The 20792-nt window shown below is 61.2% G+C and carries 20 protein-coding genes and 1 tRNA gene; 11 read left to right on the forward strand and 10 right to left on the reverse strand.

Annotated elements, in window-relative coordinates:
• From E5W87_RS08230 to E5W87_RS08255, 6 genes are all read left to right on the forward strand, one after another.
• Positions 1–1578: ribonuclease J (locus E5W87_RS08230; RefSeq protein WP_292395734.1), on the forward strand; the 1578-nt coding region annotated here is incomplete at its 5' end.
• A 99-nt stretch (positions 1579–1677) separates the two neighbouring features.
• Positions 1678–2082 (forward strand): methylmalonyl-CoA epimerase, encoded by a 405-nt coding sequence (mce, locus tag E5W87_RS08235; RefSeq protein WP_292395737.1) that lies wholly within the window; start codon positions 1678–1680, stop codon positions 2080–2082.
• A complete protein-coding gene (locus tag E5W87_RS08240; RefSeq protein ID WP_292395740.1) occupies positions 2079–2363 on the forward strand; it encodes a DUF1467 family protein in 285 nt (94 codons plus the stop codon). Before mce ends, E5W87_RS08240 begins: the two co-directional genes overlap by 4 nt.
• A 647-nt stretch (positions 2364–3010) precedes the next feature.
• Positions 3011–4339: a proline--tRNA ligase gene (proS, locus tag E5W87_RS08245; RefSeq protein WP_292395743.1), complete on the forward strand. Its 1329-nt coding sequence runs from the start codon at positions 3011–3013 to the stop codon at positions 4337–4339.
• Complete coding sequence (locus tag E5W87_RS08250; protein ID WP_292395745.1) at positions 4336–5622, forward strand: lipoprotein-releasing ABC transporter permease subunit; 1287 nt, start codon at positions 4336–4338, stop codon at positions 5620–5622. Before proS ends, E5W87_RS08250 begins: the two co-directional genes overlap by 4 nt.
• Complete coding sequence (locus tag E5W87_RS08255; protein WP_185928275.1) at positions 5619–6302, forward strand: ABC transporter ATP-binding protein; 684 nt, start codon at positions 5619–5621, stop codon at positions 6300–6302. The genes E5W87_RS08250 and E5W87_RS08255 overlap by 4 nt, the downstream gene beginning before the upstream one ends.
• A gap of 317 nt (positions 6303–6619) precedes the next feature.
• Here E5W87_RS08255 and lipB read toward each other — a convergent pair whose 3' ends face one another.
• On the reverse strand, positions 6620–7363 hold the full coding sequence (lipB, locus tag E5W87_RS08260; RefSeq protein ID WP_292395749.1) for a lipoyl(octanoyl) transferase LipB: 744 nt from the start codon (positions 7361–7363) through the stop codon (positions 6620–6622).
• 284 nt (positions 7364–7647) lie between these two features.
• On the opposite strand from lipB, the gene E5W87_RS08265 reads away from it, so the two are divergent.
• A tRNA-Leu gene (locus E5W87_RS08265) sits at positions 7648–7732 on the forward strand.
• A 268-nt stretch (positions 7733–8000) separates the two neighbouring features.
• On the opposite strand, the gene E5W87_RS08270 is transcribed toward E5W87_RS08265, so the two are convergent.
• Positions 8001–8930: a dihydrodipicolinate synthase family protein gene (locus E5W87_RS08270; RefSeq protein ID WP_292395752.1), complete on the reverse strand. Its 930-nt coding sequence runs from the start codon at positions 8928–8930 to the stop codon at positions 8001–8003.
• 420 nt (positions 8931–9350) lie between these two features.
• Between E5W87_RS08270 and E5W87_RS08275 the strand changes: the two genes are divergently transcribed.
• Positions 9351–11069 (forward strand): GH32 C-terminal domain-containing protein, encoded by a 1719-nt coding sequence (locus E5W87_RS08275; protein ID WP_292395755.1) that lies wholly within the window; start codon positions 9351–9353, stop codon positions 11067–11069.
• A 40-nt stretch (positions 11070–11109) separates the two neighbouring features.
• Here E5W87_RS08275 and E5W87_RS08280 read toward each other — a convergent pair whose 3' ends face one another.
• The 3 genes from E5W87_RS08280 to E5W87_RS08290 all read right to left on the reverse strand — a co-directional run bounded on the left by E5W87_RS08280 (position 11110) and on the right by E5W87_RS08290 (position 14154).
• Positions 11110–11883 carry an HAD-IIB family hydrolase gene (locus tag E5W87_RS08280; protein ID WP_292395760.1) on the reverse strand — a complete coding sequence of 258 codons (774 nt, stop codon included), beginning with the start codon at positions 11881–11883 and terminating at the stop codon, positions 11110–11112.
• The gene (locus tag E5W87_RS08285) at positions 11880–13217 is read right to left on the reverse strand and encodes a glycosyltransferase family 1 protein (protein ID WP_292395767.1); all 1338 of its coding nucleotides are present in this window, start codon (positions 13215–13217) and stop codon (positions 11880–11882) included. Before E5W87_RS08285 ends, E5W87_RS08280 begins: the two co-directional genes overlap by 4 nt.
• Positions 13218–13371: 154 nt before the next feature.
• A complete protein-coding gene (locus tag E5W87_RS08290; protein ID WP_292395770.1) occupies positions 13372–14154 on the reverse strand; it encodes a HAMP domain-containing sensor histidine kinase in 783 nt (260 codons plus the stop codon).
• Positions 14155–14277: 123 nt separating this feature from the next.
• Between E5W87_RS08290 and E5W87_RS08295 the strand changes: the two genes are divergently transcribed.
• On the forward strand, positions 14278–14664 hold the full coding sequence (locus E5W87_RS08295) for a hypothetical protein (RefSeq protein WP_292395773.1): 387 nt from the start codon (positions 14278–14280) through the stop codon (positions 14662–14664).
• A gap of 29 nt (positions 14665–14693) precedes the next feature.
• On the opposite strand, the gene E5W87_RS08300 is transcribed toward E5W87_RS08295, so the two are convergent.
• Both E5W87_RS08300 and E5W87_RS08305 read right to left on the reverse strand, forming a co-directional pair.
• Complete coding sequence (locus tag E5W87_RS08300; protein ID WP_292395776.1) at positions 14694–15458, reverse strand: response regulator transcription factor; 765 nt, start codon at positions 15456–15458, stop codon at positions 14694–14696.
• Between the two features lie 27 nt (positions 15459–15485).
• Positions 15486–16343 carry a MipA/OmpV family protein gene (locus E5W87_RS08305; RefSeq protein ID WP_292395779.1) on the reverse strand — a complete coding sequence of 286 codons (858 nt, stop codon included), beginning with the start codon at positions 16341–16343 and terminating at the stop codon, positions 15486–15488.
• 423 nt (positions 16344–16766) lie between these two features.
• Here E5W87_RS08305 and mgtE point away from each other — a divergent pair, with 423 nt between their 5' ends.
• On the forward strand, positions 16767–18197 hold the full coding sequence (mgtE, locus tag E5W87_RS08310; protein WP_292395782.1) for a magnesium transporter: 1431 nt from the start codon (positions 16767–16769) through the stop codon (positions 18195–18197).
• Positions 18198–18347: 150 nt separating this feature from the next.
• The gene (locus E5W87_RS08315) at positions 18348–18734 is read left to right on the forward strand and encodes a MerR family DNA-binding transcriptional regulator (protein ID WP_023685221.1); all 387 of its coding nucleotides are present in this window, start codon (positions 18348–18350) and stop codon (positions 18732–18734) included.
• Between the two features lie 19 nt (positions 18735–18753).
• On the opposite strand, the gene E5W87_RS08320 is transcribed toward E5W87_RS08315, so the two are convergent.
• The 3 genes from E5W87_RS08320 to E5W87_RS08330 all read right to left on the reverse strand — a co-directional run.
• Positions 18754–19245, reverse strand: coding sequence for an isoprenylcysteine carboxylmethyltransferase family protein (locus tag E5W87_RS08320; RefSeq protein WP_292395784.1), 492 nt, complete (start codon positions 19243–19245; stop codon positions 18754–18756).
• On the reverse strand, positions 19242–20246 hold the full coding sequence (locus E5W87_RS08325) for a heparan-alpha-glucosaminide N-acetyltransferase (RefSeq protein ID WP_292395787.1): 1005 nt from the start codon (positions 20244–20246) through the stop codon (positions 19242–19244). The genes E5W87_RS08320 and E5W87_RS08325 overlap by 4 nt, the downstream gene beginning before the upstream one ends.
• Positions 20247–20329: 83 nt before the next feature.
• The coding region (locus E5W87_RS08330) for an SRPBCC family protein (protein ID WP_292395790.1) at positions 20330–20792 on the reverse strand (463 nt) is incomplete at its 5' end.

A 20792-nucleotide genomic window follows, 5' to 3' on the forward strand; every position in this document is an offset into this window, starting at 1 on the left:
GCCAATGCGCGCGAATGGATCGTCGTCGATGTCGGCGTCACCTTTCCCGATGCCAGCCTGCCTGGCGTCGACCTGGTGCTGCCCGACACGCGCTTCATCGAGGAGAACATCGCCAATCTGCGCGGCATCGTCATCACGCACGCGCATGAGGACCATTACGGCGCGCTGCTCGACACATGGCCGAAGCTCAAGGCGCCGGTCTGGATGACGCCGTTCGGCGCCGGATTGCTGGAAGCCAAGCGGCAGGGCGAACAAGGCGCACCGAAGATCCCGTTGACGATCTACCGGGCCGGCGAAAAATTCACCATCGGCCCGTTCGAGATCGAGGCTATTCCCGTCGCGCATTCTATACCCGAACCGATGTCGCTGGCGATCACCTCGCCGGCCGGCACCGTCATCCACACCGGCGACTGGAAGATCGATCCGGCGCCGACGATCGGACCGATGACCGACGAGGCCCGCTTCCGCGCCTATGGCGACAAGGGCGTGCTGGCGCTGATCTGCGATTCCACCAATGCGCTGCGGGAAGGAGAGTCGCCGTCGGAAGTGGCGGTCGGCGAGGGGCTCAGGGGCGTCATCCAGAGTGCTAAGGGCCGCGTCGCGGTCACCACTTTTTCCTCCAATGTCGGGCGCATCGTCTCCATTGCCAAGGCAGCACGCGATGCCGGCCGCCAGTGCCTGGTGCTCGGCCGCTCGCTGAAGCGCGTCATCGATGTTGCCGGTGAGCTCGGCTATATGGACGGGCTGCCCGAATTCATCGCCGAGGAGGACTTTGGCTTCATCCCGCGCGAAAACCTCGTCATCATCTGCACCGGCAGCCAGGGCGAGCCGCTTGCGGCATTGGCAAAACTGTCGCGCGACGAGATGAAATCGGTGTCGCTGACGGCTGGTGACACGGTGGTGTTTTCGTCGCGCACCATTCCCGGCAACGAGAAGGGGATCCTCGAGATCAAGAATCGCCTGATCGATCTCGGCATCAAGATTATCGAGGACGGCGATGCGCTGGTGCATGTCTCCGGCCATCCGCGCCGCAGCGAATTGCGCAAGATGTATCAATGGGTGCGCCCGCGGATCGGCGTGCCGGTGCATGGCGAGGCGGCGCATCTGGTGGCGCAGGGCTCGCTGATGTCGACGTCAGGCATCGGCCAGGTGGCGCAGGTGCGCGACGGCGACATGCTGCGGCTCTATCCGGGTGCGGCGACGATTATCGACCAGGTGCCGTTCGGCCGCATCTACAAGGACGGTAGGCTGATCGGCACCGACCAGGCGATGGGCATTCGCGACCGGCGCAAGCTGTCTTTTGCCGGCCATGTCGCGGTCAATGTCGTGCTCGACGACAAGTATGAGCTCGCCGGCGATCCCGATCTGGTCGCGATCGGCGTCGCCGAGGCCGATGCCCGCGGCGAGAGTCTGGAAGACCTGATGATCGATGCGGCAATCGGCGCCGTGGACTCCATCCCCCGCCAGCGCCGAAAAGACCTCGACCTCGTGCAGGAGGCAGTGCGCCGCGCCGTCCGCGGCGCTGCCAACGAAGCCTGGGGCAAGAAGCCGCTGGTGACAGTGTTCGTCACAAGGTAAGGGAATAGAGGAGTAGGGCAGTACGGCAGTAGGGGGAGAAAGTAGTTTTTCCCTACTCCCATACTGCCCTATTGCCTTACTGCCCTAAGGACGAAGTCAATGCTCGGACGCCTGAACCATGTCGCGCTTGCCGTGCCGGATCTGGCCGCGGCGACGGCGGCCTATCGCGACACGCTCGGCGCTCGGGTGACCGCGCCGCAGGCGCTGCTGGAGCATGGCGTGACGGTGGTGTTCGTCGATGTCGGCAACACCAAGATCGAATTGCTGGAGCCGCTCGGCGAAGGTTCGCCGATCGCGGCATTCCTCGAGAAGAACCCCTCGGGCGGCATGCATCATGTCTGCTATGAGGTCGACGACATTCTTGCCGCGCGTGATCGCCTCAAGGCCAGCGGCGCCCGCGTCCTGGGCGACGGCAACCCGAAGACCGGCGCGCATGGCAAGCCGGTGCTGTTCCTGCATCCGAAGGATTTCTTCGGCACGCTGGTCGAACTGGAGCAAGCATGAGCTGGGTTTCGTTTATCGCCTTGTTCTTCATCACATGGTGGGTGGTGCTGTTCGCCGTCCTGCCGTTCAGCATGAGGACGCAAGACGAGGATCAGGACGTGACGCTGGGCACGGTACACAGCGCGCCTCGCGGGCCGCATATGCTGCGCGCCGTGCTGCGGACGACGATCGTCACGATGGTTCTTCTTGGCATCTTCTATGGCATCACGAGGGGGCTCGGCCTCGGCATCGACGATATCCCGCACATCGTGCCGGATTTTAGCCTGAGCCCGAAGAGTTAGCATAGCGGGCGACGCACTATTCGTCGCCCTGAACGCGAGCGCCGATGGGGAGCAAAACAAAGCCGGCTTCCGGATTTGTCAGCTGCCGCAAGAGCGCCGCGCACCCCACGGAATGTATATTTACGCGCGTCAATTTCTTATTTTGTGCATGGCGTTATCTCAAAAGCGGCCGCGCACCTTCGAGCGACCCGCCTGGATAAAGCGATTTGGCAGTACGTCGCGCTAAGCGAATGATTGCACAAAAAAAATGCAAGGCACGAGGCCTTGCAATTTAAACGCGTCCGATCTGTTTCCGGTGTCCGGCGGCAGCGAGTAACCGCGCCTAGATCGCATCCTCCCAAGACTTTGACCGCGTAGGAGGGCAGATTTCTTTCCGCCCTCTCGGTTATCGGGGCACATTAGACCAAGGCGGGTGAAAATGTCACGCAGAATTTTGCCTGGAAATAGGCAATCTCGTGCTGCACTGCACAATAGTATGGCAGGCGTTGCTTGCGAAACGACCAGCAAGGCGGATGTGGCACTGCGGCACCCTTTGCGGCGCTTGGGGGCGGGTTTCCATTCCGTCATGAAATGGCTATGAAGCCGGGGCAAGCAAGCCCAGCGCTGCGCCGATTCCGGTGCGGCAACTCTCTCTCACGGACCAGTCCATGCGTTTGTCGCGCTATTTCCTGCCTATCCTCAAAGAAAATCCGCGCGAGGCCGAAATCGTCTCGCACCGGCTGATGCTACGCGCCGGCATGATCCGCCAGCAGGGGCAAGGCAGTTTTTCCTGGCTGCCGCTCGGCAAAAGGGTGCTGGACAAGGTCTGCCGAATCATTCGCGAGGAGCAGAACCGCGCCGGCGCGCTCGAGATCCTGATGCCGACCATCCAGTCCGCCGAGCTGTGGCGCGAAAGCGGACGCTATGACGACTATGGCAAGGAGATGCTGCGCATCAAGGACCGGCAAGATCGGGACATGCTCTATGGGCCGACCAACGAGGAGGTGGTCACCGAGATTTTCCGCGCCTATGTGAAGTCGTACAAGGATCTGCCGCTCAATCTCTATCACATCCAGTGGAAATTCCGCGACGAGGTGCGGCCGCGATTCGGCGTCATGCGCAGCAGAGAGTTCCTGATGAAGGACGCCTATTCCTTCGATCTCGACTTCGAAGGCGCCAGGGCGGCCTATAACAGGATGTTCGTGTCCTATCTCAGGACGTTCACGCGCATGGGGCTGCAGGCGATCCCGATGCGTGCCGACACCGGACCGATCGGCGGCGACCTCAGCCACGAATTCATCATCCTGGCCGACACCGGCGAGAGCCAGGTGTATTGCCATCGCGATTATCTCGCGCTTGATGTGCCGGGGGCGGACACGGACTTTTCCAACGACGACGCGATCGGCGACATCGTCAAGACATGGACGACGCCCTATGCCGCGACCGACGAGATGCATGACGAGGCGGCGTGGGAGAAGGTTGCGACAAGCGACAGGGTCTCGGCGCGCGGCATCGAGGTCGGCCATATCTTCCATTTCGGCGACAAATATTCGAAACCGATGGGCGCCAAGGTGACCGGGCCCGACGGCAAGGATCATTTTGCCTCCGGGGGTTCCTACGGCATCGGCCCGACGCGGTTGGTCGCGGCGATCATCGAAGCCAGCCATGACGACAACGGCATCATCTGGCCGGAGGCGGTGGCGCCTTTCGACATTGGCCTGATCAACATGAAGGCCGGCGACGCCGACTGCGACCGCGTCTGCGATGAACTCCATGCAGCGTTTGTCGCCGTTGGCAAGGACGTGCTCTACGACGACACCGACCAGCGGCCGGGCGGCAAATTCGCCACCGCCGACCTGATCGGACTGCCGTGGCAGGTGATCGTCGGGCCGCGCGGCGTGGCGGCCGGCGAGATCGAAATCAAGAACCGCAGGACTGGCGAGCGTGAGACGCTGCCGATTGCGGACGTGAAGAAACGCTTCGGTTCTGCCGCATGAGCGAAGCCGCAGTAGCGAAATCCCCGGCCGCCGGACCTTTTTCCGTTTTCGAACGCATGGTCGCGTGGCGCTATCTGCGCTCGCGCCGCAAGGAGACGGTGATCTCCGTAATCGCCTCGATCTCTTTCCTCGGCATCATGCTGGGCGTTGCCACGCTGATCGTCGTGATGGCCGTCATGAACGGGTTTCGCGCTGAGCTCCTGACGCGCATCCTTGGCGTCAATGGCCATCTGATCGTGCAGCCGCTCGACATGCCGCTGGAGGACTATGCGCAGGTTGCCAACCGCATCAATGGCGTGCCCGGCGTCAAATACGCCATTCCGCTGATCGACGGGCAGGTGCTGGCGCAAGGCAATGTCGGCGGCGGGTCAGGGGCGCTGGTGCGCGGCATACGCGGCGAGGATCTGACCAAGATTTCGATCGTCGCCAACAATATCAAGGAGGGTTCGATCGCCGGCTTCGACACAAGCGAGGGCGTTGCGATCGGCAGCCGCATGGCCGAGAATCTCGGTCTTGTGCTCGGCGACACCATCACGCTGATCGCGCCCGATGGCGATGTCACCCCGCTCGGCACGACGCCGCGCATGAAGGGCTATCCGGTCACGGCGATCTTCGAAGTTGGCATGTCGGAATATGACAGCTCCATCGTCTATATGCCGTTTTCGGAAGCGCAGCTCTATTTCAACATGGATGGGCGGGCCCAGACGATCGAGCTCTATGTCGACAATCCCGACAATGTCGACGCGCTGAAGCCGAAGGTCGAGGAGGCTTCGCAGCGGCCGATCACCATGGTCGACTGGCGAGAACGCAACAGGACATTCTTCGATGCGCTGCAAGTGGAGCGCAACGTCATGTTCATGATCCTGACGCTGATCGTGCTGGTGGCGGCGCTCAACATCATTTCGGGCCTGATCATGCTGGTGAAGGACAAGGGCCACGACATTGCCATCCTGCGCACCATGGGCGCCACGCGTGGCGCGATCCTGCGCATCTTCCTGATGACGGGCGCCGCGATCGGCGTGGTGGGCACCATCGCCGGCGTGCTGCTCGGCGTTGTAATCTGCCTGAACGTCGAGCGAATCCGCCAGTTCTTCTCCTGGCTGGCCGGCGAGAGACTGTTCAATCCCGAGCTCTATTTCCTCAGCCAGCTGCCTGCCCGCATGGACGCCAGCGAGACGATCTCGGTGGTGCTCATGGCGCTGGCGCTGTCGTTCCTGGCGACGCTGTTTCCGGCATGGCGCGCGGCCAGGCTCGATCCGGTCGAAGCGCTGAGGTACGAATGATGGCCGAGGCCATTATCGAGCTGAAGAGTGTCGAGCGGCACTATGTCCAGGGTCCGCGCAAGCTGACCATCCTCAACGGCGCCGATTTTTCGCTGAAGCGCGGCGAGATCGTGGCGCTGGTGGCGCCTTCGGGCACCGGCAAATCGACGCTGTTGCACACAGCCGGACTGCTGGAACGGCCGGACGCCGGCGATGTCATTCTGGCCGGCCGCGCCTGCGGGCGGCTTTCCGACGACGAGCGCACGGCGATCCGGCGCAACGATGTCGGCTTCGTCTATCAGTTCCATCACCTGCTGCCGGAGTTCACGGCGCTGGAAAACATCATGATGCCGCAGCTGATAAAAGGGCTGACGCGCAAGGAGGCTGCCGAGCGGTCGGCGCAGCTGCTCGACTATATGCAGATCGGCAAGCGCGCGCAGCATCGCCCCTCCGAACTGTCCGGCGGCGAGCAGCAGCGCGTCGCCATCGCGCGCGCCGTCGCCAATGCGCCGCTGGTGCTGCTGGCAGACGAGCCGACCGGCAACCTCGACCCGGTCACCGCCTCCTATGTGTTCGAGGCGCTGAGCGCACTTGTCCGGCAGTCGGGCCTGGCGGCGCTGATCGCCACCCACAATCACGAGCTTGCCTCGCGCATGGACCGTCGCGTCACGCTGGCCGACGGCAAGGTTGTTCCGCTCTAAGCGCCGTCCTGATCTCGTTGTCTTTTCACGGCCGTTCACTGCGCGAACGGCCGATATTTGCCAATCAACCTTTCCTTAACCCTGCCGAACTGAGCGCCCGGAATTTCGCCGCACGCTCGGATTGCGGTCGTTGACATTCGAACAAAATTAGAACAAAATACGAACATACTAACAACAGGAGAGAGTTATGACCGATCTTGTTCAGGATGTCGTGTCACTGGTGTGCATGAGCACGTTCCTCGTTTCGATGGCGATCTGGATCGGAGCGATGTGAGGATTTGCTGGAAGACGTGGCGGAAACGTTCAGCGCCGCCTTGTCAGCCGGCCTTGCGGGCGGCTTCGGCAAGGACAGGTGCGGCGGGTCCGAACACGTCCTCGAATGCGGATTTCAGCGCGAGATCGAGGTCGGCCATCCCCAGGGGAAGACCGAGATCGACAAGGCTGGTGACGCCGTGATCCTGCACACCGCACGGCACGATGCCACTGAAGTGGGCGAGATCCGGCTCGACATTGATGGCGATGCCGTGAAAGCTCACCCAGCGCCTCAGCCTGATGCCGATGGCCGCGATCTTGTCCTCGGCCGGCGATCCGTCGGGCAGAGCGGGGCGATCCGGCCGCACTACCCAGACGCCGACGCGGTCCTCGCGCCGTTCGCCGCGCACGTTGAAGGTGGCGAGCGTGCCGATGATCCATTGTTCAAGTGCGGCGACGAAGGCACGGACATCCTCGCGCCGACGCTTCAGGTCGAGCATCACGTAAGCGACCCGCTGGCCTGGCCCATGATAGGTGTATTCGCCGCCGCGCCCGGCCGCGAACACCGGGAAACGGTCCGGCTCGATCAGGTCCTCGAGGCGGGCGCTGGTGCCGGCCGTGTAGAGCGGCGGGTGCTCGACCAGCCAGACCATCTCGCCGGCAGCGCCGCTTCGGATCGCTTCGGCACGCGCCTCCATCACGGCAAGCGCATCCGGATAGGCGGTGAGGCCGGGTTCGATCCGCCATTCGACCGGCGCCGAACCGGGCAGGGGCAGGAACGACGTGGCGATCTGGCTGCGTTCTGTCATCGCGTGTCTCGTCTAAAGCGCGCCGCGTTTGAAGGGAACCGTGGGCGCGCTTTAGATTTTTGTTTTATGTGCATGTCGTTGTCCCAAAACCGCTGCGCACTTTTGGGCGACATGCATTAGCCTCACATATGGCGGCAATCGGCTGAAACGTCCAGTTCTGAACACGTTCCAACCCTTTGCAGGCTAATGCCGAACCCGGGGCAATTAATGCACGACACGCCCTTGTTTCGCCGGAAACGATTTGCTACACGCCGCGAGCCGGTTCGTTTCGGCTCCTACCACGTGCGGTCGTGGCGGAATTGGTAGACGCGCAGCGTTGAGGTCGCTGTGGGGCAACCCGTGGAAGTTCGAGTCTTCTCGACCGCACCAGTTTTATCCAATAAGCTATTATTCTATCTCGCTATTTTCTGTTTCCCTGCAGTTCTTCCCAAGACTGTTTATGCAAGGTGAAACACTGCGCGGAATGCCGCGCGCTGACCGCGTGGTTTGACCCACCATCAAATGCCAGCTGCTTCAAAGACCGAACTGTGCCGCGAAGCGGACCATCGGGAACCCCTCGGCAAAAATGCGCGTTTTCACGCAAGCGCTCCCGCGGCTATCTTGATGTGATTGCGCGGCAAATAGCCCGCTAGCTGCGTTATCTCGAGGCTTGTTTGCGGACGCGGCTTTCCAGCCGCGAAAGCAGGTAGTCGACCTCTTGTCTGGCCGCCGCCGACAACGCGCTGCCCGGCTTGCGCTGGGCGTCGGACGCGATGGCACCGCGCTTCATCATCACATATTTGCGCACCGCAAGGCCCACGCCGGGCTGCTGCTCATAGCGCAGATAGGGCAGGTGGGCGTCGAAAAGATCGTGCGCCTTGTCGCGCTCGCCAGCGGCAGACAGTTTCACCACGTCGACCAGCATATCGGGGAAGGCGTAGCCGGTCATTGCGCCGTCGGCGCCGCGTTCCATCTCGAAGTCGAGGAAGAGGCCGCCATTACCGGTGAGGATGGACAGCGGCCGCAGCGAGCCGTCCTGCTGGAAGCCGCGCAGCGCGCTGATCTTCTCCAGTCCCGGCCAGTCCTCGTGCTTGAGCATGAAGCAGGCCGGGTTGTCGGTGACGATGCGGCGGATGACGGCCGGCGTCATGACGACCGAGAGGGTCAGCGGATAGTCCTGCAGGACGAAAGGAACATCCTCGCCGACTGCTTCGGATGCGTTGCGGAAATAGGTGACGATCTGGTCGTCGGTGCGCAGCGCCGGCGGCGGCGCAATCATCACGCCCTGCGCGCCGACCTCCATCGAGGCGCGTGCAAGGCTGCGCATGGCGGCGAAGCCAGGGGCAGAGACGCCGACGATGACCGGCAGCTTGGTGCGCGCCACGATACGCCTGACGATATCGAGCGATTCGCCGGCGTCGAGCTTCGGGGCCTCGCCCATGATGCCGAGGATGGTCATCCCATCGACGCCGCAGCGCTCGTAGAAATCGACCATCGAATCGAGTGATTCCCAGTCGATCTTGCCATCCGCCTCGAACGGCGTCGGGGCAATGGTGTAGACACCTTTGGTGTCAGGACCGATGGCCATGAGACTCTCCTAAAATTCAGCTTTCAGTCATAGCGCAGGACCGACGGTCCGACCCAACCCGGCAGTTGGTCCGGACGGGCGGGCGCGAAGATTTCGTAGAATGTGGTTATAGTACAGAACCCCACCTGCAGACGAACGACTGTCATTGGACGGGGGACACCATGTCGCTCTCGTAAGATGCCGGCTTCTGGCCGCAATGGGGAAGGGCGCATTTTGTTTGGTATTCCCGCGCCTTGCGCCAAGGCGCTGAGGCCGATGCTGGCGGCGATCCCGTGCAGCGATTGAAGTCGAAGGCTGTCGATCCGGACGGCTTTGCCAAAGTGAAGATCCAGCTTTAACCTTCTGCAACACATTTCCAGGTCGAAAACCGGGTTTGATACTCTATCTGTCCGGGAACGCCGCATGGAACGGAGCCATCTCATGAGTGACAGCCAGGTCCAGGTAAGGATTGCGGGAGGGGACACCATTCGACGCCTGCATGCCGACCTGCCAGTCAACGCCACGTTTCATATCTGGCTCAAGGCGACCAAGCCGAACGTTCCGGGATCGCTGTCTTTTTCCAATGTCCGCGGCAAGTTCGGCGAGGTGAGCGTTACGAACGCCGAAGAGTATGAATTCAGAATTTTTCACGTCTTCGGCGGTGGCAGCGTCGAACTGGATTACGACACGGATCAAACCTCGGTGTCGGTTGCCTACTGGTTCGCGTTGGCCGACGTGCTGGAGACCGGCATTACAGTTCTCCACACCAATCCGGGAAATGCGCCGCCGAAGATCCCCGACAGCTATCATTTTCGTCCGCCGTTCGGCTGGATGAACGATCCCAACGGATTTGGCCGGTTTGGAGGTCGCCCACATCTCTTTTATCAGCATTATTCCCATGGTCTTCGCTGGAACACGATGCATTGGGGGCACGCCGTATCTTCGGATTATTTGCGGTGGCGCCACATGCCTATCTTCCTGTTCCCATCGGAAGATCTTACCGCACGGCCCGACCGACGGGGCGGTGCGTATTCCGGCTCGGCCGTCCCGCTTGCCGATGGCCCGGGCATTCGCGTCTTTTTTACCGAGCAGGTACAGGACCGCATCCCAGAACAGCAAATCCAACTCACTGCCACTTCCAGCGACCTCATCATGGCGGGAAATGCGGACGTCATCTTGCCATACCGTCCGCTTGACGAGGGACTGACAGCGGATTTTCGCGACCCATACGTGTTCAAGGGGCCGGATGGCCTTTGGAAAATGCTGCTGGGCAGCCAGAGCAACGAAGGCGGCGTTGTCCTGCTCTACGAAACCCATGACCATACGGCGGCCAGCGGCTGGACGTATATCGGCAAGCTTCTGGTCGAGAAACACTATCGGACGACGGCGATCGAATGTCCCTGTCTGCTGCCGCTCGACGGGCCTGCGACAGATCCCGCGACGCGCTGGGTTCTAATTCTCGGGCTGATGAACAGCGAGGACCAGTCCACCCGGCGCAAGAACCTGACAATGGCCGTTGTAGGCTGGTTCGATGGTCAGACCTTTGCCAAGGAATTCGAGCAGGAGCTGGACTTCGGGACGGATAATTACGCCTTCCAGGCCTTCGTCGACGGTGATGCTATCGTCGGTATAGGCTGGCTTGCCAACTGGGCCGACACCGGACCGGCGATCGATTTCCCCACAGCCATGACGTTGCCGCGCAATATCCATCTGTCTGCAGGCGAGTTGCATACCCCGCCGATCGGGGCTGCCGAGAGCCTGCGGAGCCATATTCTGGACCGAACGCGCCTGGCAGCCGGAGAGCAGGTAAGCTTTATCAATGGCGCCGTCGAAATCCTGTTCGAGTTGGAAAAACCGGGTGTCCATTTCCACCTGAAGCTCGAACATCCAACTGTCCGCCTCGACGTTGTCGTCGACGACGAGGGACTTGCCATTTGTCATGGAGACGACGCGGCGGAATCTCCTCACTATATCGCCAAGGGAGCCCGTCCAAAACGGCTGCGGATATTCCTCGACTACGGATCGATCGAGGTGTTCGCGGATCGCGGTCGTTGGGCTGGCACGAAACGGATCAGCGGTTTTGAGCCGATACAATCCGCACGTCTCATCGCCGAAGCGGGTGCCGTTCTGCACGCGACGGTATGGGCGCTCAAACCCTGACAAGGAGATCCTATTTCCAGTTCAGGATTGGATTTCCAGTTCAGGATTGGGCGCCCTCAAACACCGACCAATGAACGAGGCCTTCGACGACACCAAAGGCAAACTGTTCCTTCGCGTTGTAAATCAGCGGGTTGTCCTGAGCCATGTCACGCAGTTCGGGAAGGGCGTTGGCGACGACAATCCCGCGCGCACCCGGCAGGTCGAACATGCTGCGATCGTTGTTGGTATCGCCGGCGACGACCACCTCATCAAGGCTGATGCCGAGTTCATTGCAGAGCCAGGCCAGTGCCTGCCCCTTGTCTGCTGAGCGCGGCAGGATGTCGAGATCGCGCCCGCTCGAATAGACCATCGTCACCGACAGGCCGGCTTCGACCAGCGCACGCTCGATGCTGGCAAGGGCGTCCGGACTTGCGTCGTGCAGGTACCAGCTCGATTTGAAGGCGTGTTGGTAGCCGTCGGGTTGCCGGACGGTGTCTTTGAGCGATCCGAGCACCGCATCGATTTTTTCAAGAGACCAGCCCTCCGAAAACCTCTGGGTAAAGTGCTCCAGATCAGTAACGCGTGCGGGGCGCGAGCTGTGCCGCGGACCGGCTAGCATCGTGCCGACACCCCCGATCACGTAGTCCGGCGCCGGCAGGCCGATTTCGTCGACGAAGTTCAAAATGTCGTCGGCCAGACGACCGCTGTTGTAGACGAGAATCGGTCGGTGCTCGGGGGCGAGCGCTTCCCATTTGGAACGAAAGCGTGACGTCGCCGGCGCATGGCCTGCGAGCGTCCCGTCGAGATCACTCGACAAAAGCGCGATCGGTCTCAATCGCCGTCGTTCCACGGCTCGTCCCAATCATGGTCGTCGACCGCCTTCAACACCGGACGTCCCTCGACGAGGCTGACCAGCTGTTGCGCGATACCTGTCCAGGTGAATAGGCTGCGCGCCTTGTGCGCACCCATGCGGCCCAATCGGCCGTAGAGGCGCGGGTGCTTCATAGGCTTGACGATCGTGATGCCCAGATCTTCCTTGTCGAACGGATCGCCGAAGAGGGCGTGCCGGCCATAGCTGATCGAGCGATAAAGGCCGCCATGGATCGTAACCACGGTGGGCGTTCCGCAGGCCATTGCCTCGATCGCGGTCATGCCGAACGGCTCGTAGCGGCTCGACAGCACGAACATGTCCGCCGCACGATAGGTGTCGGCCAGATCCTCGTCGGCTACATAACCGGAGAAGACGACACGATCCTGCAAGCCTAGCTGTTCAACCTGTTCCTTGAGCTGATTCAGGATTTTCTGTTCCTGCTCGTCCATGTTCTCGCCGCCGACAGCGAGCCTCAGGACCGCATCCGGCACACGCGGCGCCACCACAGAAAACGCATCGATCAGCAGGTCGTAGCCCTTGTTGGTGGCGAGCCGGCCGAGCGCCAGGATCGTTCGCCCCTCGAAGCCGAGCCGGTGGCGGATCAGCCGGCGAGAAGCCTCGCTGACGGGGAAGAACCGGTTGTCGTCGTAGCCGGGCGGGATCATGTGCACGCGGTCGCGCTCGAGACTGTAGTCCTCGACCAGCATGTCCACCTGCGGCGGCGTTGTTGCAATCACCATGGCGCAGCTTCGATAGATGATCGTCTCGTGCTTTATGCGCTCGGTGAAATTGAACTCGGCCTCGAATGTATCGGCCTTGTCCGGGTAGTCCGTCTTCATCTGGCGCTGCTTCCATATGCCGAGAGAATGCGGCGTATGGATGTGCGGGATAGTGAGCGCTTCCGACAGTCGTTGCCCCGCCACGCCCGCATCCCAGTAGTGACTGTTGATGAAGTCGTAGGAGAGGTTTTCCCTGCGAATTAGGCGCAGCGCGTTTTCACACCACTCGAGCAGGTGGCGATGGAGATATTCCTTCGGAATGAAATCGGGTCCGCCACAGACGACACGCAGGACACGAACCCCGTCGGCCACTTCGTCGAGGGGCGGCTGGTCTTCAAATCGCCGCGTCCAGATATCGACGGCATACCCCAATTGGGCCAGCTTTTTGGCCAGTTCCAGGACATAGACTACCTGTCCGCCGGTATCGGCCGCTCCCAGTGGCGGGTTTGCCGCAACGTAGCCGTGGGTTGAAATGAGTGCAATTCTAGGTATCGCCGCATCCGAGTTGTCGTTCGGCATCTGTATCCTTCTCTACGATTGATCTCCGCACGCCCGCGGTCGAAGCGAGCGCAGGTTCAACTATATAGGCAACCCAGCCTCCATCGGCAAATATTGAGAGCCCCGATTTTGCTGCCCTGGTCCAACACACCGTGTCCTCTCGGTGCGGGCCGTCTTATGACGGCTGGACACTTGGTCCATTCGGCAGATCGACGGTAACGACGAGCCCGGTTGGCTGGTTGTCCTGCAATTCGATCTTGCCGCCGTGGCACTGGATGATGTCCGCAACGATCGAGAGGCCCAGACCGAAGCCATGCTTCGACATACCACCGCGCGACGTGTCCTCCTTGAAGAACGGTTCGAAGACGCGGGCGCGCGCGGTGATCGGAATGCCCGGCCCATCATCGACGACCGCGATGCGCGCCCCTGTATCGGTCTGCGTCAATGCGACGGTGACGTTGCCGGCGAACCTGACGCCGTTGTCGCAGAGATTGGTGATCGCCCGCGCCAACGCATTGGGTTTGCACCAGCCCAGAAGCCGGTCCGGCCCGGAATATGAGACCGGAAACCCGACATCCGAAAATTCGGCGCAGACGGTTTGCAGCACGCTGGCGATGTCGACACGCTGCAGCTTCTCTGTCGAGACGTCGTTGCGCAGATAGGTCAAGGTCTCGTCGACCAGATCTTCAATATGCTGGATATCGGACAGCATCGCGGTTCGGATGAGCCCATCGTCCATGCGCTCGGCGCGAAGCCGCAGCCGCGTCAAAGGCGTGCGCAGATCGTGGCTGACGCTGCGCAACATGCGCGTGCGGTTTTCGATCATCGTCCGGATGCGTGTTCTCATCCTGTTCAGAGCGCGCGCCAGGCCGACCATCTCGACAGAGCCGCGTTCGACGAAAAGCTCGTCGCCATTCTCGATCTCGGCCGAACCGACGGCCGCCGAGATGCGTTTCAACGGCTCCGTTACGGTCCATACCGCAAAGAGCCAGATCAAGGTGGGCAAGGCGATGAAAGCCATAAACTTGTAGAACAAGGAACGGACGAGGTCTGATGTCAGTAAGGCATCGGGTACTCCGAGGTGAGCCAGGATAGTCTGCTGATCCAGGCCAATGACAAACGCGGATTGACCATCGACAGTCAGCCATCGGCCCTCAATCGGCCTCTTCCCGAAGCCGAGAAACCGCTCGATGTTTCGCCACTGCATATAAGAATATGGAATACCGTCGATCTGTTCCTTCGAAATTATCTTGAAATCCAAGCCCACACGAGCCGTCGCTGCCAGAATCTCGTTGCGAGCCTCCACTGGTGCTTCGCGCAACAAACCGGCGACAACGGTGGCTCGTATGACACTGTCGTCAATAACGGGCAGGTCGATATTCTTCGTAAAACTTTCGATGGCCGATCCGGTAGACGTGATCACAATCACCGCGACGAAAATGATTGCCGCAAGTTGCCCACGCACTGACTGCGGCAGGCTGCGGCGGATGAAATTCCTCATGCTTCCTCCACCGTCGCGGTGAAGATGTAGCCACCCAGCCGAACAGTCCTGAGAAGCTCCGGATTGCGCGCATCCTTTTCGATCTTCTGGCGAATCCGGCTGATATGGACATCGACGCTTCGCTCGATCGGGCCGGCAAGCCCGGCATGGGTTACGCCGAGCAGCTCCTCGCGTGAGAGAACCCGGCCGGCGTTACGGCAGAACGCAAGCAACAGGTCGAATTCATGTGTCGTGGTCGAAACCCGCGCATTGCTCGGATCATGCAATTGGCGACGTATGGGGTCGAGCCGCCAGCCGTTGAAACGAAGCACTCTCGACCAATCCCGCTCGTCGGGAGCGGAGGCCGTGCGGCGCAGCAACGCCCGTATCCTGGCCGTCAATTCGCGCGCGCTGAATGGTTTCGTCACGTAGTCGTCCGCGCCGATTTCCAATCCGAAGATACGGTCGATTTCTTCGCCAAGCGCGGTCAGCATCAGGATCGGAACGTTCATTTGTGCCCGAAGACGGCGGCAGATGCTGAGGCCGTTTTCACCGGGGAGCATGACATCGAGCACGATGAGATCGAATTTCTGCTTGCGAAAAGCGGCGTCCATCCGGACGCCGCTCTCGGCTATTTCCACGATCATGCTGTTTTCAGTGAGCGTTTCGCCCAGCATGCGCGCGATCTCGACATCGTCTTCGACAATAAGGATACGCCAAACTTGCCTTGTCGATTTGGACTCGGCGTTCAAATCGGCTTGGTGTCGTGCGACGTTTGCCATTGCCTGGACTGATACCTGTGTGGGCGGTCAGAACCGATATCCGACGAGAAGCATGCCTGAAGGCTGGATCTTGTCGACGACGATCGGACTGTCGGCGGCGTCACCCACGAGAACGCCGATTCCCGCTTCGCCGCGCACCATCCAGTTCTGGTTGAGCAGATATGTGGCGGAGACCGAAAAATCGGCGCGCTTCAACCCGGCGCCGGCATCGTAGCGCGCCAGGCCGGAGCGAGCCGATTGTTCCGGTGTGACGCCGAAATAGGCCTGCATATGATTTTCGTCGGCGAAGACGGCGGAAGCGCGGGCGCCGACCAGCAATGATTGGGACAGCGGCTGGCTGACCTCGATCCCGACCTCACCCACCAGGCCATCGCTGCCGCCGATTGTCTTGTCCACTTGCGCGAAGATTTCAGCCGGGCCGAAATTCACGGCGGCTTTCCCGCCGACGGTGGCGCCCATACCGATGTCTCCCAGCCCGCGCAGACGGTCGGCATCGTCTTCATCGCGGCCCATTTCATAACCAAGCCGCGCGCTGAATTCGAACCGGTCTTGTTCATAGATGGCAATGTCGGCGCCTGTCGGATCGATCGTCACCACGTCGCGGAATGTCGCCGTGACAAAGGGCACCGGCATGACCTTGAACTCGTCGCTGCCCTCGTACTTTGGAACGATGATCGCGCCGCCGCCTACGACAACATGCCAATCGGCCAGTTTTTGCTCGATGCGCCCGAAACGGGAAGGTTCGGGCGGTGGGAGGAAATCGTCTGAATTCACGGCAATGGCGTCGGCGGCAAGGGCTACTCCCGGATGCGTTGAAAACAGGATGGCCATCGCTGCAAGAGATGCCCGGCCGGCAAATATTCCAGAGTCCATTTTGGCGAACATGCGTGCTCCAGTATAGCGAGGCGATAAGCCCCCGATGCTCTCACCATTTCAGATGAAAGTGGCCGCATGCGTGAAGTGATGTTAAGTTTTGTTGCGCAATCGTGGTTTCATCTTGGCGCCTCTACCAAAGGCGATGAAGCCAGATGATCGATCCGTTCCCGTTTCGGACGATCAGGAGTAAACGATCGCCCGTCCGGTAATCCAAGTCGCATCAGCCTTCGCCTCCCTACAGGACAGGGCGCATTTTCGTTTGATATTCCCGTGCGTTGCGTCATAGGGCGGCGGACTCTCAAGTCTAGACGTGCCGTCGCTCTATCTTTGTGTTTGGGCATCGGATTTTGCCAAAACCGGTTTCCACTTTTGGGTCCGATGCTCTAGACCTGACGGGCACCTTTTCCGGAATTCTGATGGCGGGAGGCGCTGGTGGAAGACCAGGACGAAAAGACGACCGGCGCCAGGGCCGCTGAAGACAGCCACGCCGACATCTATGGCGAGGACGGCGCCATTCTGTCGTCGTTCCTTGCCCAGATCGGCGCAGCGATCGCCGATCGCGACACGCTGACGCTGAAGCGTGAAGTCGACGACCTGCACCAATCGGAACTCGGCGACCTGCTCGAGGCGCTTCATCCCGAACAGCGCCGCGCGCTGGTCGAATTGTTGGGCGCCGACTTCGACTTTTCCGCGCTGACCGAGGTCGACGAGGCGATACGCCGCGACATCGTCGACAATCTGCCCAACGCGCAGATCGCCCAGGGGGTGCAGGACCTCGATTCCGACGACGCGGTCTACATTCTCGAGGACCTCGAAAAGGAAGACCAGGACGAGATCCTGTCGCAACTGCCGTTCACCGAGCGGATCAGGCTGCGCCGCTCGCTCGCCTATCCGGAAGAAACCGCTGGCCGCCGCATGCAAACGGAGTTCGTCGCGGTGCCGCCGTTCTGGACGATCGGCCAGACCATCGACTACATGCGCGAGGACCAGAACCTTCCCGACCGCTTCAGCCAGATCTTCGTCATCGATCCGAGCTTCAAGCTGCTCGGCGCCATCGATCTCGACCAGATCCTGCGCACCAAGCGTTCGGTCAAGGTCGAAGAGGTCATGCATGAGACCAGGCACGCCATTCCGGCCAAGATGGACCAGGAAGAGGCGGCGCGCGAATTCGAGCAATACGACCTTCTCTCCGCCGCCGTCGTCGACGAGAATGACCGGCTGGTCGGCGTGCTGACGATCGACGACGTGGTCGACGTCATCCAGCAGGAAGCAGAGGAGGATCTGCTGCGCATGGGTGGTGTCGGCGACGAAGAACTCTCGGACAGTATTTTCTCGACCTCGCGCTCGCGCGTCCCGTGGCTTCTGGTCAACCTCGGGACGGCCTTCATCTCGGCCTCGGTGATCAGTATGTTCGGTGCGACGATCGAGGAAATGGTCGCACTTGCCGCACTGATGCCGATCGTCGCCTCGCTGGGCGGCAATGCCGGCACGCAGACGATGACAGTGACCGTGCGCGCGCTCGCCACACGCGACCTCGATATCTACAATGCCGGCCGCGTTATTCGCCGCGAGGTTGTGGTCGGCTTGCTGAATGGCATGCTCATTGCGGCGATCCTTGGGCTGGTCGCCGGCCTCTGGTTTCACAATCCCGATCTCGGTTTCGTCATTGCCGCGGCGATGATCGTGAACATGCTGGCTGCGGCACTCGGCGGCATTCTGATTCCGCTGTTCCTCGACAGGCTCGGCGCCGATCCGGCGATTTCGTCATCAATCTTCACGACGATGATTACCGACGTCATCGGTTTCCTCGCCTTCCTTAGCCTTGCAACCTGGTGGCTGCATCTGGGCGCGGGAGCCGGATAAGGCGCTTCAATTGACTTTTACGTAAGTTGCGTGCGAAGTTTTGACGGAGAGCCAACCGATCGATTCCGGTACGGGACGAGCCCTTTTGTGAATGAAGGGCATCGCCGCATGATGGGCGATCGCGCCGCTTTCCGGGCATTTGGAGTGATGATGCGGGAATATTATTCGATCACCGAACTGACCCGCGAATTCGATGTTTCGACGCGGACGCTGCGCTTCTATGAGGACGAGGGGCTGGTGCAGCCGGTACGGCGCGGCCGCACGCGGCTGTTTCGCCCGTCGGACCGGCATCTCATCCGCCAGATCATGCGCGGCAAGAGGCTCGGCTTTTCGATCAACGAAATCCGTGAAATCATCCAGATGTACAAGGAGCCGCCCGGGGAGGTCGGTCAACTCAATCTGATGATCAAGCGCATCGAGGAAAAGCGCGAGGATCTGCGCCAGAAGCGCCGCGACCTCGAAGAGACCCTGGCGGAGCTCGACCAGGCTGAGGAATCCTGCGTCGAGCGGTTGGTGGAGCTCGGCGTCAACACCTGAGCGGCCTTTGCCGCACGCCTCAAATCCAGCGCCGCACCTTTTTCGCGTAATCCCGGTATTTCTTGCCGAATTTCGTCGCCAGGATTTTCTCCTCGCCTTCGATCGCCATCTTCTGCGTTGCGAAGGCCGCGATGATCGCCAGCGGCAGGAACCATACGATCCCCGAGACAAGGGCCACGCCGATCAGCAGCAGCGTGTTGGCCAGATAAATCGGGTTGCGGCTGACGGCGAAGGGGCCTGATGTGACCAGGTGGTCCGGCACGGCGTTCGGATGGAGCGTCGTCTTTGCCCGGATCATGGTGCGGATCGCCGTAAACCAGAGTGCGACGACGCCGAACAATGCCACCCAGCCGGCCGCGAACAGGATGTCGCCCAGAAGGCCGCCGATCCATGGCAGCGGATAGAGCAGGCCAAGCGCGATGCTGACGGCGATGGCTGCGAGGTAGATCAGCGGTGGCCACGGTATGAACCCCGGTTTAGGCTGCCCCGGTTTAGGCTGATGGTCGGTCATTGTGCTCCTCCCTCCATCAAAGTGCTGTCGGCTTTGGCTGTGCAGGCGCCGGCGAGCTCGTCGAGATGTGCCTTCCAGTCCGCAGCCTGGTCGTTGCTGTAGAGCCGATCAAGCGTCGCCTCGCCCTCGAGCGTATCGAGCATGCACACACAATAGCTGGAGCAGAACTCCGTGTCGCGCGATGGCTCGCACGACATCTGGCATTCTTTCAGGAAGGTCACCTGTCTGGTTTCGACCGGTGCAGGCATGACTTGCGAAAGCAGCCAGACCGAGCCGATCAGCACCGGCTGGTGGATCAGATAGAAGGCGAGGCTGTGCCGACCGATAAAGACCAGCGGATTTGTCCAGCGGCCGAGCGTCAGGCCCGCCAGCCGCGTCAGCACGCCCGAGGCAGCGGCGAGTTTCGCCGCCGCGATGCCCGCAAGCACGGCGCCGAACCATGGCAACAGCGGGACATAGTCGTTGGAGCGCGGATTGGTTGCCGACAGGCCGACCCACCACAGGGCGGGATGGTCGAAGATCTCGGACCTGAGGTAGAGCGGGGCGGTGATGACGAAAGCCGCGACAACAAGCGTCAGCAGCGCCGGCAGGCGCAGAAACGCCAGGCCGACCAGGCTGGCGAGCGCGATCTCGTGCAGGATACCGAAGAAGATGAAGCTGTCGGGCGTGGCAAGCCTTGTGGCGGCGGATATGGCGAGCGCTGCCCCGGCGACCATGGCGAAGCGTTTCCAGAAGCCGTTCCAGCGGATCTGCTTGCCATGGGCGAGGAACAGGCTGACGCCGACCAGGAACAGGAAGGTCGAGGCGATGCAGCGCGCGTAGAGTTTCCACCAGCCGAAGGCGGTCAGGCCGGGATCGGTGTAGCCGAAGAATTCGAGATCCCAGGTGAAATGGTAGCTCGCCATGGCAAGCAAAGCGATGCCGCGTGCGACGTCGATGGCGATGATGCGCTTCGGCTTCGATTGATCCTGAACGGGGGCGATCGGCGTAAGGATGCTCATGGTCTCGCAATCTGATTCAGCACTGCAAGACGACTATCACGGTTGCCCCGGACAAAAGAAGGCGGGCCAAACCTCTCCGATATTCAGGGCGTCGGTGAAAGCGTTGTATTCCGTTCGCGCACCCAGTTGTGGAAGCGGTGCAATTCATATTCCTCGGGCATCAGCACGCCGGCCTTGTGGCGCATCGAGCGCAGGCCTTTCTGGTTGACCTCGCAGATATCAGCGTCTTCCTCCAGCACCTGCCTGCCGAAGGCGACGATGTTGTCGATATCAGCCGTCGGATTGGCGAGCGCTTCGGGCGAAAAAAGCCATTCGGCGGTCAGTTCGGTCCGCTCCGGGCCGAGCGGCACCAGCCGCACGGTGCGGACATAATCGACATGGCCGACGATGAACATCGACGGCAAATTGGTCGCATAGGTCTGCCCGGCGGTACGCTCGGCGGACGTCAGGTCGGGAAAGACCGGGCCGTGGACGCGCCCGTCGCGCGACCAGGTCTCGGCTCCGGCCCGCAAACCACCGGAAAACTCCGGCGCATCATTGTCGGCG

It is taken from the genome of Mesorhizobium sp., from assembly GCF_004962925.1.
In the GTDB taxonomy this organism is placed as follows: domain Bacteria; phylum Pseudomonadota; class Alphaproteobacteria; order Rhizobiales; family Rhizobiaceae; genus Mesorhizobium.

What these genes read in the sequence shown, in the direction of transcription:
- mce (WP_292395737.1), top strand. Translation starts at nt 1,678, where the DNA reads ATGCTCGGACGCCTGAACCATGTCGCGCTTGCCGTGCCGGATCTGGCC.
- E5W87_RS08240 (WP_292395740.1), top strand. Translation starts at nt 2,079, where the DNA reads ATGAGCTGGGTTTCGTTTATCGCCTTGTTCTTCATCACATGGTGGGTG.
- proS (WP_292395743.1), top strand. Translation starts at nt 3,011, where the DNA reads ATGCGTTTGTCGCGCTATTTCCTGCCTATCCTCAAAGAAAATCCGCGC.
- E5W87_RS08250 (WP_292395745.1), top strand. Translation starts at nt 4,336, where the DNA reads ATGAGCGAAGCCGCAGTAGCGAAATCCCCGGCCGCCGGACCTTTTTCC.
- E5W87_RS08255 (WP_185928275.1), top strand. Translation starts at nt 5,619, where the DNA reads ATGATGGCCGAGGCCATTATCGAGCTGAAGAGTGTCGAGCGGCACTAT.
- lipB (WP_292395749.1), bottom strand. Translation starts at nt 7,363, where the DNA reads ATGACAGAACGCAGCCAGATCGCCACGTCGTTCCTGCCCCTGCCCGGT.
- E5W87_RS08270 (WP_292395752.1), bottom strand. Translation starts at nt 8,930, where the DNA reads ATGGCCATCGGTCCTGACACCAAAGGTGTCTACACCATTGCCCCGACG.
- E5W87_RS08275 (WP_292395755.1), top strand. Translation starts at nt 9,351, where the DNA reads ATGAGTGACAGCCAGGTCCAGGTAAGGATTGCGGGAGGGGACACCATT.
- E5W87_RS08285 (WP_292395767.1), bottom strand. Translation starts at nt 13,217, where the DNA reads ATGCCGAACGACAACTCGGATGCGGCGATACCTAGAATTGCACTCATT.
- E5W87_RS08300 (WP_292395776.1), bottom strand. Translation starts at nt 15,458, where the DNA reads ATGGCAAACGTCGCACGACACCAAGCCGATTTGAACGCCGAGTCCAAA.
- E5W87_RS08305 (WP_292395779.1), bottom strand. Translation starts at nt 16,343, where the DNA reads ATGTTCGCCAAAATGGACTCTGGAATATTTGCCGGCCGGGCATCTCTT.
- E5W87_RS08315 (WP_023685221.1), top strand. Translation starts at nt 18,348, where the DNA reads ATGCGGGAATATTATTCGATCACCGAACTGACCCGCGAATTCGATGTT.
- E5W87_RS08320 (WP_292395784.1), bottom strand. Translation starts at nt 19,245, where the DNA reads ATGACCGACCATCAGCCTAAACCGGGGCAGCCTAAACCGGGGTTCATA.
- E5W87_RS08325 (WP_292395787.1), bottom strand. Translation starts at nt 20,246, where the DNA reads ATGAGCATCCTTACGCCGATCGCCCCCGTTCAGGATCAATCGAAGCCG.